This is a genomic window from Fusibacter tunisiensis, assembly GCF_016908355.1.
Lineage (GTDB): Bacteria > Bacillota > Clostridia > Peptostreptococcales > Acidaminobacteraceae > Fusibacter_D > Fusibacter_D tunisiensis.
In genome coordinates this window covers 1-12,024 of record NZ_JAFBDT010000012.1, presented here as the reverse complement: position 1 = coordinate 12,024, position 12,024 = coordinate 1, and the positions used below count along the sequence as shown (strand labels likewise).

The window sequence follows — 12,024 nt, the reverse complement described above, 5'->3', positions numbered from 1 at the left end:
ATATGGTTAACATAAGTGACGACATTGCAAATAGAGTTCCTGGAATCGAGCTTATTTATGCAGACAGGAAAGTGGTTGTCGGCAAGATTGATTCTGCTGTTGAGTATGCACTGACAGAGCGGTATAAACAAATTGAGATTGGGCTACAATCGGTTGAACTCAGTAAACTTGAGACGATTAAATATGGACGGGCAGCCTATAGGCGTCTTGGTAAAGATCCAACCCGTTACAGACTTTCAAGCGAAAAATTGTTGCGTCGAATAAAAAAAGGTGAGAGGGTACCCTCAATTAATAATGTCGTTGATGTCATGAACTGGCTTTCAATTGAGTTACAAGCGCCAATTGGTGTTTACGATAGGAATCTGATTAAAGGCGATGTCACATTGGATTTTGGGAGGCCAGGGGAATCCTATTCTTGCCTTGCAGGGTATGATTTGAATTTAGAAAATATCCCCCTCTTAAGAGATGATTTAGGACCTTTTGGAAGCCCAACATCGGATTCGATTAGGACATCTATCACAAAAGAAACTAGGCATATTTTTGCTTGTATTTATAAGTTTGATTTAAATGCAGCTACACGTGAATATGAACAGATACTGGTGCAATTTTTAAATAAATTGTAAGCATATGGAGAGAAATGAAACAAAAGGGCGCTGAAAATTTGGCGTCCTTTTGTTTCATTTTTGTTAGAAATTTGTGAACAATTGTAAACACTGCATCCAAAAAAAATTATACGTGATTTAACATGTATTAAAAGCGTCATTTATCAGAAATATTTGAATAATCCATTAAGTTGATATATATTAATAACATAAGTGGTGTTATAATAAAGAGGTGAGAATAGTACAATCATTGATTTATTAATCTTTTTCTCTTTGACACCAGACTCTTTTTTCATCGGGGGATGAAAAAAAGGAGGGGGGAAACGATGACAAAAACATGACCTAAAATGCAAGACATTATTTTAGAAAACCCATTTTGGGCGTTGGAAGGAGAGATATTGTGGGATCATACTATTTTAATCGATTTGTATCAGCAGTTGTTACCATTGTATTGATTGCGACATTGACATTTGTTATGATGCACTCAATTCCTGGAGGACCTTTTACACGTGAGAGGCCTGTACCAGATGAGATTATAAGAGCTTTAAATGAAAAATACAATTTAGATGCACCACTATACGTACAGTATTTTGATTATATGAAGGGTCTATTTACATTTGATTTAGGACCATCCTATTCTAAAATAGGAACAACTGTTAATGAATTACTTGCTGGCGGTTTTCCTGAATCCGCAAAAATTGGATTGATGTCTACTGTTTTGATTATTGTTCTAGGCATACCACTTGGCATTATTTCCGCACTGAAACAGAATAAGTTCATTGACTACCTGGTTATGTTCATGGCAACGTTAGGTGTAACAGTTCCCAGTTTTGTCATTGCCACTTTGATTATCTACTTTTTTGCAGGAAAACTAGGGTGGCTGCCAACATTTGGGGTAAGTTCACCTCTTGGCTATGTTGGACCAGTGATTGCCCTTACAGGATATTCGTTGTCTTTTGTGGCCAGACTTACTCGGTCAAGTATGCTTGAAGTTCTAAGGCAAGATTATATTAGAACGGCGCGCGCCAATGGCCTAAAAGAATTTAAAGTTATTGGAAAACATGCTGTAAAGAATGCGCTTATTCCTGTAGTAACTTATATTGGACCAATGATTGCAGCGATTTTGACAGGATCGTTTGTCGTCGAAAAGATATTTGCAATCCCAGGCATGGGGCGATATTTCGTGGAAAGTGTTACCAATCGAGATTATACAACCATTATGGGGATGACTGTCTTTTATGCAGCTTTCTATGTCATTATGGTGTTGATTGTAGACATCGCCTATGGATTTATTGATCCTAGAATTAGACTTGGAAAGGGGAAATAGCAGATGAGAGATGAACGATTTGTCTTTTTGGACGAAAAACAGTTGGACAATGAAATCGTCAGACCAAGTTTGACATATTGGCAGGATGCTTGGCGAAGGTTAAAGAAACATAAACTTGCGATGATTGGTGTTGTAATTATTATATTTGTAATTTTATTTGGCGTATTTGGGCCATATTTCACACCATATAGTTATTCAGATCAGAGCAATGATTTTAGAAATTTACCACCCATGTTGGATGTGTTTAATGTGGACGAGGGTGTGAACCTTTATTTATCAAGTGATTACAATATGTTTTTGGTTGCCGATAATGGCGAAATGGTTAGGAAGCTTAAAATAGATAAGCGAGACGTAATCAATAAAATTTATGAGTATTCACTAGATGCAGAGAATTCTGATGAAGTTGTTATTTTGGATTTCTCTTACAATACCTTAAAAGATAAGCAAGGTTATGATTATGATTATACGATAGAATATAGAGGTTCCGTATACCAATATTCCAATGAATCTAAATTCAATAAGTCATTTCCTTTTGGAACAGATGACCTTGGACGGGATATTTTAACGCGTGTTATGTACGGTGCTAGGATTTCGCTCATAATTGCATTTGTTGCAACGTTTGTTAACCTATTTATTGGCGTGATTTACGGCAGTATTTCAGGATTTGAAGGTGGACGTGTGGACAATGTCATGATGCGGATTGTTGATATTATCAATTCTATTCCGTTAATGCTTTATGTCATTCTTTTGATGGTTTGGTTTAGAAATTCAGATGGTCTGACCAATATCATTATTGCACTTAGTAGTGTTTATTGGGTTTCAATGGCGCGATTGGTGCGTGGACAGATGCTTTCTCTGAAGGAACAGGAATTTGTCCTTGCAGCAAGAGTTATTGGCGTTCCTAAATATAAGATCATTTTGAGACACTTAATTCCAAATGCCATTGGACCAATTATTGTTTCTATGACAATGATGATTCCATCCGCTGTATTTACAGAGGCATTTTTAAGCTTTATCGGTCTTGGCGTTTCCGCACCTCAAGCTTCTTGGGGAACACTTGCAAACAATGCACTATCAGGTTTGACAACATATCCATATCAGCTGTTCTTCCCGGCAATGGCAATTGCCATTACCATTTTAGCCTTTAACTTTTTAGGCGATGGTTTAAGGGATGCATTGGATCCAAGATTGAGAAAAGGCTAGGGGTGACTCATGAAGAATATATTGGAAGTAAAAAACTTAAGTACGTCTTTCTTCACACATGTTGGGGAAGTAAAGGCGGTTAGAGGCAATTCCTTTTCTATGGAGAAGGGCGATATATTAGGCATAGTTGGTGAATCCGGTAGTGGTAAATCTGTAACGGCACTTTCTATAATGGGTCTCATTGACCATCCTGGTAAAATAATTGGTGGTGAAGTCATCTTTGATGGTGAAGTGATTTCCACAAAGACAGAAAACCAGATGTCTAATTTAAGAGGAAAAGAGATTTCAATGATTTTTCAAGACCCAATGACATCTCTTAATCCAGTATTTACGATTGAAAATTTAATGGTAGAGGTGATTAGACGTCACCAGAAAGTTACCAAAAATGAAGCTCGAGAAATTGCAATTGAAAAATTAAGAATGGTTGGCATACCGGAACCTGAAAATAGAATCAAATCATATCCTCATGAGTTTTCTGGAGGTATGCGTCAAAGGGCAATGATTGCAACAGCACTTTCTTGTAACCCAAAGTTGTTGATTGCAGATGAACCAACAACAGCTTTAGATGTGACGATTCAAGCTCAAATTCTGGATATTCTTAGAGAACTCTCAAAGGAAATTGAAACGTCAATTATTATCATTACGCATGACCTTGGCGTTATTGCAGAAACTTGCTCAAAATTAATTGTTATGTACGGCGGTATGATTATGGAAAAAGGAACTGTCGAAGAAATTTTCCACAGTCCGCAACATCCATATACACAAGGATTGATGAATTCTATACCAAAAATGCACCAAAGAAATCGTGGGCGGTTGATTCCGATTCCTGGGTCACCTCCAGATCTTTTGAATCCGCCAAATGGCTGTCCATTTTCCACCAGATGTCCGCATGTTATGAAAATGTGTACTGAAGAGATGGCACCATTTTATAAATTGAGCAATACACACACATCAGCTTGTTGGTTGCTACATGAAGATGCACCTGATGTGGAAGGCTATAAAAAAGGATGTGATTTAGATGGAAAATAAAAGACCCTTATTGGAAGTTCGTAATTTGAAAAAATATTTTCCAGTTAAAACACCAATGTTCCAAAAGGAAAAGAACCTTTTAAAAGCGGTAGATGGTATTTCATTTTTTATTCATAAAGGTGAAACTTTTGGACTGGTAGGAGAATCTGGTTGTGGAAAGTCCACAACAGGGCGGTGTCTGGTCCGGTTATATGAGCCTAGTGGCGGAGAAATAATTTATGATGGTGTGGATATTGCAGGTCTTTCTGAAAAAGAGATGCTGACGTATCGCAAAAAAATTCAGATGATTTTTCAAGACCCCTATGCATCACTTAATACACGGATGACGATTTCAGACATAATTGGAGAAGGACTGGAAATTCACACGGATTTAAGAGGTGCTGAAAAGAAAGAACGGATTGAATATTTATTGACAACCGTAGGCCTTAAAAAGGAGCATGCCAACAGATACCCACATGAATTTTCAGGTGGACAACGACAACGTATTGGGATCGCCCGTGCACTTGCGATTGAACCTGAATTGATAATATGTGATGAACCCATATCCGCACTGGATGTTTCCATTCAAGCTCAAGTGGTCAATATGCTTGAAGATCTTCAAAAAGAGCTTGGACTAACTTATTTGTTTATTGCACATGATTTGTCTATGGTAAAACATATTTCGGATAGAATTGGCGTTATGTACTTAGGCAATATGATGGAAGTTGCTGGAAGTGATGAACTCTATGAAAAGCCATTGCATCCGTATACAAAAGCGCTTTTATCGTCGATTCCAATTCCAGACCCAGGCGTTCAAAAACAAAGCAGAATTATATTGCAAGGTGATGTCAAGAGTCCTATAAACCCTAAAGAAGGGTGTAGATTTAATTCAAGATGTCAGTATTGTGAACCAATCTGCAATGAAAAAACACCTGTACTTGAAGAAGTGCTTCCAAACCATTTTGTAGCGTGCCACAGAGTACGGGAAATTAACACCTTATAATTTGATATTATTTGCCAAAAGGCAATTAATATAACCTAACTTTAAGAAGGAGGAAAGTATGAAGAGATTTTTATCACTACTAATGGTGCTTGTTATGATGACAGCAATGCTCGCAGCTTGTGGATCAGAAAATACAGATACGGCCACAGAACCTGCAGCAACAACTGAAGCACCAGCAACAACTGAAGCACCTGCAACGACTGAAGCTTCGGGCGCTGAACAAGTTCTCAAGTGGAACGTAGGTGCCGATCCTAAAACCATTGACCCTGTACTAAACGGCGCGTCTGAAGCTGGTGACGTCATTAATCAAACTTTTGAAGGCCTCACAAGAGAGAAAAGCGGTATTGTATATCCAGGTATTGCTGAATCTTGGGAAGTTTCAGCTGATGGCATGACAGTTACTTTCAAATTGAGAGAGTCTACATGGTCTGATGGTTCTCCACTTACTGCGCATGACTTTGTTTATTCATGGAAACGTGGTATGGATCCTTTAACTGCATCTGAGTATGCATGGATTTGGGAATATACAAATATCGTTGGTGCTTTTGAAGCTGTTAACGGCGAATCTTTGGACAATGTTGGTGTGAAAGCGCTTGACGATTACACACTTGAAGTTCAACTTAAGACCCCAACTGATTACATCGTTCAATTACTTTCGTTCTATCACTTTATGCCAACAAAGCAATCTTCAGTAGAAGCTAAAGCAGAAGGTGCTTGGGCAAAAGATCCTGCACTTGCTGTATCGAATGGACCTTTCGTGTTAACTTCTTACACAATTGGTGAAGGGCTAACACTCGAAAAGAATCCAAACTACTGGAATGCTGAAAACGTTCAACTTGATCGAATTGATGCAGTCTTTATTGATGAAGAATCAACAGCATATCAAGCTTATCAAAGTGGCGAGTTACACTTTATTCCTGGTGTTCCTAGTGCTGAAATTCCTAGACTCATCGCTGAAGATCCAAACTTCTACGTATTCCCACTTTTGGGAACTTACTACTACAACTTCAATATGGAACTCGAGTTGTGGCAAGATGAGCGCGTTCGTAGAGCAATTAATATGGCAATTGACCGTGAGCAAATCTGTGAAACACTTGGTGCAGGACAAGTTCCAGCTGCAGGCTTCGTGCCACCTGGATTCTTGGATCATGAAGGCAATGACTTCTTTGAAGTATCCGGAACTTATGGTCTTGTAACAGATCTTAGTCAATTAGAGGAAGCAAAAGCACTTCTTGCTGAAGCTGGATTCCCTAATGGCGATGGTTTCCCAGAATTTACAATTATGTATAATACATCTGAAGCACACCAAATGGTTGCTGAGATGATTCAGGAAATGTTGAAAGTTAACCTTGGCTTAGAATCTTCTCTTGAAAATCAAGAGTGGGCGGTATTCCAAGATACTCGAAAAGTCGGCGACTATGAACTTGCTAGAGGCGGTTGGTTGACTGACTATATGGATCCAAGTGGTCTTTTAAGTATCTTTACAACTGGTAATGCTTATAATGATCCTAAGTTTAGCAATGAAGAGTATGACAGATTGTTGTCGCTTTCTACACAAACTGGTGGTGCAGAGCACTTTGAAGCACTTTATGCAGCTCAAGATATTTTAATGAACGAATTACCAATCGTACCTGTTTATCACTACTTAGATTTTATGCTCGTATCTGACAATGTAGTTGGATGGGATAGATCGGTACTTGGAACAGTTGACTTTAGTGGCGCTTCAATTATGGAGTAATGAATAACCTGATACCCCAGACGCTTTTGTCTGGGGTATTTTTATGGTATACTGTTTAAAAATTAGGAGACAAAATATGAACAGTGCGCTTAGTTATGGTCTTTTGAATATTTTATGCTTATTGGTAATCGGCAATGATTTTAAGAGGCGTTTTTTTCAAAAAGATAGGATTCGGTATCGAATTGTTGAAAAAGGGAAAATAAAATATGTGTTTTATGGTCTTGGACTGATTTTACCTTTGGTGATTCTTGTCTCGGGATTTGTATTAAGAGAAGACATGCTTACTTTTATTTTGACAGCAACAATGAGCCTTGAAATGGCAGTTATTTGGACAATTATTGAATTGGGAGATACTTTAATTACGAAAGATGTTATTGGAAAAGGTTGGTATACGCGTTTGACTGCAGTGGCGTTTTTTGATATTCAGCATTACAAAAATAGGCCATATCTTGTGTTTAAAAAACATAAAAGTCGGAAGCAGGAAATGGTTTGGTTAAATCCAGATGATGTTGAACCCGTTCGGACACTTCTTGCCAATATCCATTTTTCAGTAAAATAGAGTTTCAAAAACAAGAGAAATCTTGTTTTTTTTATTTTTTGACCCCTTATAAATTAAGGTACAGGAAAATTTATACATATAAAATAATTAATAGTCTTGATTTTAGAATAAACGATGGTATTATAATGAGTAATGTTCAGAAAAATTAAGAGAATGTAACATGTAAAGAGGGGGATTATTATGAACACATTAAAAAGAATTGGCCTGTTAATGATTCTGATAGCGGCAATTGCGGTGATGAGTGCTTGCAGTGGTGACACAAGTGGTAGTGCTGCGGATTCAGATGTAATTAAATTCGGCGTATTTGAGCCTTTAACTGGTGCAAATGCAGCAGGTGGTGCTATGTGGAGCTTGAGGGATTAGAAGTTGCTCAGGCGCTTTATCCAGAGGTGTTGGGAAAGAAGATTGAACTTGTAGTTGTGGACAATAAGTCTGACAAAGTTGAAGCTGCGAATGCTGCAACTAAACTTGTGGACCAGGACAAAGTAAATGCCATTATTGGCTCCTGGGGATCTTCTTTTTCCATGGCCGCTGGCCCGATTGTTATGGAAGCTGAAGTTCCAGCTGTAGGAACATCTTGTACGAATCCACTTGTGACTCTGGGCAATGATTACTATTTTAGAGTAACCTTTATTGATTCGTTTCAGGGTGTTGTAATGGCCAATTACGCTTTTACTGAACTCAATGCGAAAAAAGTAGCAATTGTACAGGAAATCTCAAATGACTATTCTGTAGGCTTAGTCAAGTTTTTTACAGATGAATTTGTTCGATTAACTGGTGATGAGGACGCTGTTGTTTATATTGCCAATTACAATACAGGTGATCAGGACTTTTCAGCTCAACTCACAAATATTAAGTCCCTAAATCCAGATGCCATATTTGCACCTGGTAATTACAGTGAATCTGCTATGTTGATTAAACAGGCAAAAGAACTCGGTATAGTGGCACCTTTCCTCGGGGCTGACACGTGGGAAACACCAGAATTTATAGAAATAGGTGGAGAAGCCGTTAACGGCGCAGTATTCTCAACATTTTTTGATTCTAAAGTTCCCCTGACACCAGAGAGTGAAGTTTTCCTAGAGGCTTATAGAGAAAAGTATAACAAAGAGCCTGCGTCGGTGACTGCACTTGCATATGATGCTTATATTCTTCTTGTGGATGCGATAGAACGTGCCGGCAGCGCAGACCCTAATGCCATTAGAGATGCACTTGCTGAAACAAGTGGGTTTGATGGTGCGGCAGGTGTTGTAACACTAGATGCAAATGGTGATGCTGTTAAAAATGCAGTTATTAAAACTGTAGAGAATGGTGAGTTTACTTATCTAACCACTATTTCACCACAGTGATATAAAGGATCAAGGTGCAGATTCCGGATCTGCACCTTTTTAAGTTAGGGAGGATGGGATGACTTTTAGCACATTTTTTCAACATTTAAGCAATGGACTTGCTTTGGGGAGTCTATACGCTTTGATCGCCATTGGTTATACGATGGTCTATGGTATTTTACGATTAATTAATTTTGCACATGGGGATATATTCATGATTTCCACATATATCATGTTTTATGGTGTGAGTCTTTTTTTCATGCCATGGTGGGTTGCTTTACATTGTCAACAAAACAAAAACAGGAATGGCCATGCGGGCAGTTTCAAGAGATTATGAGGCTGCACGACTGATGGGCATAAATGTAGATACAATTGTATCCATTACATTTTTTCTAGGGTCTATTTTAGCTGTTTTGGGCGGGTTTCTATTGGGACTCTCAGAGATTATGCTGATTGCGGGGATAGTGGCGGCAATTTTAGGGGCGCTTATTGCAGCACCAATTTTAAGACTTAGGGATGATTATTTGGCAATTGCCACATTGGGATTTTCCGAAATTATTCGGGTGGTGTTTACCAATACCATGTCTTTAACCAACGGGGCTTTGGGCCTAAAAGGCCTTACAAGATATACAAATGTTTATTACAGTTGGGGGCTTGCGATTTTGGTGATTGTCTTTATGTTCTCCCTAAGAAAAAGCAGTTATGGGAAAGCCTTAATGGCCATTCGAGAAGACGAAGTCGCTGCAGAATCCATGAGTGTGTTGAAAGCGGAAGGCATCACGATGAGGTTTGGAGGACTAACAGCAGTTTCTGAACTTACGCTTGAAGTTCCAGAACATGGAATTGTTGGCTTGATTGGCCCAAATGGTGCTGGCAAAACGACGGTATTCAATATGATAACAGGTGTTTATGCCCCTACGGCAGGCGATATAAAATTTGACAATAGGTCAATTTTGAACATAAAACCCCATCGCATTACTGAAAGAGGTATCGCTCGTACTTTTCAAAATATAAGACTTTTTAAAGAGTTGTCTGTACTTGATAATGTTGTGATTGCCAATCACTTGAGATTAGAGTCCAATATTTTTTCCGCTGTATTGCGCTTGCCTGGATATGTACGAAAAGAGAAAGCAATTTATGAGAAGTCATTAAAACTTTTAGATGAAGTGGGGCTTTTGGCGTATCAGTCTGATAAAGCGGGTTCATTGCCTTATGGCAAACAAAGAAAATTGGAAATAGCGCGTGCACTTGCAACAGATCCGGCGCTTCTTTTGCTGGATGAACCGGCTGCTGGTATGAATCCGCAAGAGTCCATGGAACTTATGCATTTTGTGCGGTTGGTCCGTGAAAAATTCAATGTATCCATTTTAATGATTGAACATCATATGCAAGTTATAATGGGCGTTTGTGAAAAAATATATGTGTTGGATTATGGGGTGAATATTGCAGAAGGGACTCCCCTTGAAGTTCAAAGCAATCCAAAAGTCATAGAAGCATATCTGGGGGTTGAGGATGATTAAAATAAATGATTTAAATGTCTATTATGGCGGTATACATGCGCTTAGGGGCATTTCTTTGGAAGTGCCAAAAGGTAAAATTGTCAGTTTAATTGGCGCCAATGGAGCTGGTAAAAGCACAACTTTGCGTGCAATCATGACCTTAGAGAAACCAAAAAATGGAACAATTTTTTATAAGGATCGGGATATTACACTAGAAAAGACACAAAATATTGTGCAGTCTGGATTGGTTTTAGTTCCAGAAGGACGTCGTGTGTTTTCAAATTTAACGGTTGAAGAAAATTTGATTCTAGGCGCTTACACAAGAAAAAACGCTCAAGTGATTCAAAAGGATATGGAATGGGTCTATGGTTTGTTTCCAAGACTCTTAGAACGTAAGAAACAAAAGGCTGGGACTATGTCGGGTGGTGAGCAACAAATGTTGGCAGTAGGGAGAGCTTTAATGAGTAAACCTGAAGTTTTGCTAATGGACGAGCCTTCCTTGGGACTAGCCCCATTGATTGTAAAGGATATTTTTGATATTATAAAGAAGATTAATGCTTTAGGTGTGACCATTCTTTTAATTGAACAAAATGCCAAAGTGGCTCTTGAGATTTCAGATTATGGCTATGTCATGGAAGTCGGACGTATTGTTCTTGAAGGAAAGGGAAGAGACTTACTTGAAGATGAAAATGTTAAAAAAGCTTATTTAGGTGCATGATTTATCTTGTCCAGCCTCCCAAATTTTATTGGGATGCTGGATTTTTGTTGGAATGGGAGAATTAGAATGAAGAAAAAAGGAATTGTTTATATTTTGTTATCTGCTTTATTTTTTTCAATTATGGCAGCCTTTGTAAAGAGTATTCCAGAAATACCATTAACTGAAAAAATGTTTTTCAGAAATTTTATTGGATTGATTGCCATATCGGTAACTTTATATCGAAAAAAGGCAACACTTAAGCCCAAACGTCCTGTACTGATGGTTGGGCGTGCACTTTTTGGATTGGCAGGTGTTGGACTATATTATGCAGCACTGGAAAGATTACCACTTGCCAATGCGGTTATGCTTAACAAACTTTCTCCATTTTTTGTTGTAATCTTTGCGGTTCTTTTTTTGCATGAAAAAGTGAATGGCAAACAAAAAACAGCGCTTTTAATTGCAATTTTAGGCGCTGCTTTGGTTGTTAGACCGGGACCGTATAGTTCGGTATTTCCAGGATTGCTTGCGCTTATGTCGGCCGCTTTTGCTGGCGCGGCGTATACTCTAGTTCGGAAACTTACCCAAACAGATGCCCCCATGTTGATTGTGTTTTATTTTTGCTTAATATCAAGCGTTATTTTGTTGCCAATAATGGCGGTAGAGGGACTCGTTGTGCCCGATGTAAAACAACTGATTTCATTAATTGGAATTGGTGTATCCGCTTTGATTGCGCAACTTTTCATGACGAATGCTTACCAGTATGCGCCTGCATCTGAATTATCAATTTACACCTATTCAGACATCCTGTTCTCATTTGGAATTGGCATAATCATTTGGTCCGAGCTGCCTGACTTAATAGCCCTATTTGGTGGCATATTAATTGTAATCGCTGGGATTATCAATTATGTGAATGGTTTAAAAAAAGTTTGATTTTTAACTAAAATAGCCGAGAAGTCCCCCGCCTCTACGCCACCTTGCTCACGGAGTGAGAGTGCAGGTGGGGGATGAATCGACTTGTTTTTGACCCTAAAAGATGATATACTATATTCAGTAGTAAAACATA

General features: G+C 38.4%; 11 protein-coding genes and 2 pseudogenes. All 13 read left to right on the top strand.

The window, feature by feature from the left end:
• The first annotated feature begins 2 nt into the window (after window positions 1–2).
• The 13 genes and pseudogenes from JOC49_RS08060 (at window position 3) to JOC49_RS08010 (ending at window position 11,891) form a co-directional block, all read left to right on the top strand.
• Window positions 3–623 carry a B3/B4 domain-containing protein gene (locus tag JOC49_RS08060; RefSeq protein WP_204664152.1) on the top strand — a complete coding sequence of 207 codons (621 nt, stop codon included), beginning with the start codon at window positions 3–5 and terminating at the stop codon, window positions 621–623.
• A gap of 379 nt (window positions 624–1,002) precedes the next feature.
• A complete protein-coding gene (locus JOC49_RS08055) occupies window positions 1,003–1,929 on the top strand; it encodes an ABC transporter permease (protein WP_341534669.1) in 927 nt (308 codons plus the stop codon).
• Window positions 1,930–1,932: 3 nt separating this feature from the next.
• Window positions 1,933–3,132 (top strand): ABC transporter permease, encoded by a 1,200-nt coding sequence (locus tag JOC49_RS08050; RefSeq protein ID WP_204664151.1) that lies wholly within the window; start codon window positions 1,933–1,935, stop codon window positions 3,130–3,132.
• A gap of 9 nt (window positions 3,133–3,141) precedes the next feature.
• Window positions 3,142–4,161, top strand: coding sequence for an ABC transporter ATP-binding protein (locus JOC49_RS08045; RefSeq protein ID WP_204664150.1), 1,020 nt, complete (start codon window positions 3,142–3,144; stop codon window positions 4,159–4,161).
• Window positions 4,151–5,143: an ABC transporter ATP-binding protein gene (locus JOC49_RS08040; protein ID WP_204664149.1), complete on the top strand. Its 993-nt coding sequence runs from the start codon at window positions 4,151–4,153 to the stop codon at window positions 5,141–5,143. Before JOC49_RS08045 ends, JOC49_RS08040 begins: the two co-directional genes overlap by 11 nt.
• Before the next feature lie 58 nt (window positions 5,144–5,201).
• Entirely contained in the window at window positions 5,202–6,881 is a 1,680-nt protein-coding gene (locus JOC49_RS08035) for a peptide ABC transporter substrate-binding protein (protein WP_204664147.1), read from the top strand.
• A 76-nt stretch (window positions 6,882–6,957) separates the two neighbouring features.
• Window positions 6,958–7,440, top strand: coding sequence for a hypothetical protein (locus JOC49_RS08030; protein ID WP_204664145.1), 483 nt, complete (start codon window positions 6,958–6,960; stop codon window positions 7,438–7,440).
• Between the two features lie 180 nt (window positions 7,441–7,620).
• Window positions 7,621–8,786 (top strand): annotated as a pseudogene (locus tag JOC49_RS08025) (ABC transporter substrate-binding protein).
• 58 nt (window positions 8,787–8,844) lie between these two features.
• The gene (locus JOC49_RS13520; protein ID WP_423875383.1) at window positions 8,845–9,102 is read left to right on the top strand and encodes an ABC transporter permease subunit; all 258 of its coding nucleotides are present in this window, start codon (window positions 8,845–8,847) and stop codon (window positions 9,100–9,102) included.
• Window positions 9,071–9,463, top strand: a pseudogene (locus tag JOC49_RS13515) (ABC transporter permease subunit); the annotation flags it as partial. The gene JOC49_RS13520 and the pseudogene JOC49_RS13515, both read left to right, overlap by 32 nt.
• Window positions 9,464–9,517: 54 nt before the next feature.
• The gene (locus JOC49_RS13260) at window positions 9,518–10,285 is read left to right on the top strand and encodes an ABC transporter ATP-binding protein (protein ID WP_243423652.1); all 768 of its coding nucleotides are present in this window, start codon (window positions 9,518–9,520) and stop codon (window positions 10,283–10,285) included.
• Window positions 10,278–10,982, top strand: a complete 705-nt coding sequence (locus JOC49_RS08015; RefSeq protein ID WP_204664143.1) for an ABC transporter ATP-binding protein — start codon at window positions 10,278–10,280, stop codon at window positions 10,980–10,982. Before JOC49_RS13260 ends, JOC49_RS08015 begins: the two co-directional genes overlap by 8 nt.
• Before the next feature lie 66 nt (window positions 10,983–11,048).
• Window positions 11,049–11,891, top strand: coding sequence for a DMT family transporter (locus tag JOC49_RS08010; RefSeq protein ID WP_243423648.1), 843 nt, complete (start codon window positions 11,049–11,051; stop codon window positions 11,889–11,891).
• Window positions 11,892–12,024 lie beyond the last annotated feature (133 nt).

Coding starts and splice junctions, on each gene's coding strand:
- JOC49_RS08060 (WP_204664152.1), top strand. CDS start 3: ATGGTTAACATAAGTGACGACATTGCAAATAGAGTTCCTGGAATCGAG.
- JOC49_RS08050 (WP_204664151.1), top strand. CDS start 1,933: ATGAGAGATGAACGATTTGTCTTTTTGGACGAAAAACAGTTGGACAAT.
- JOC49_RS08045 (WP_204664150.1), top strand. CDS start 3,142: ATGAAGAATATATTGGAAGTAAAAAACTTAAGTACGTCTTTCTTCACA.
- JOC49_RS08040 (WP_204664149.1), top strand. CDS start 4,151: ATGGAAAATAAAAGACCCTTATTGGAAGTTCGTAATTTGAAAAAATAT.
- JOC49_RS08035 (WP_204664147.1), top strand. CDS start 5,202: ATGAAGAGATTTTTATCACTACTAATGGTGCTTGTTATGATGACAGCA.
- JOC49_RS08030 (WP_204664145.1), top strand. CDS start 6,958: ATGAACAGTGCGCTTAGTTATGGTCTTTTGAATATTTTATGCTTATTG.
- JOC49_RS13520 (WP_423875383.1), top strand. CDS start 8,845: ATGACTTTTAGCACATTTTTTCAACATTTAAGCAATGGACTTGCTTTG.
- JOC49_RS13260 (WP_243423652.1), top strand. CDS start 9,518: ATGAGTGTGTTGAAAGCGGAAGGCATCACGATGAGGTTTGGAGGACTA.
- JOC49_RS08015 (WP_204664143.1), top strand. CDS start 10,278: ATGATTAAAATAAATGATTTAAATGTCTATTATGGCGGTATACATGCG.
- JOC49_RS08010 (WP_243423648.1), top strand. CDS start 11,049: ATGAAGAAAAAAGGAATTGTTTATATTTTGTTATCTGCTTTATTTTTT.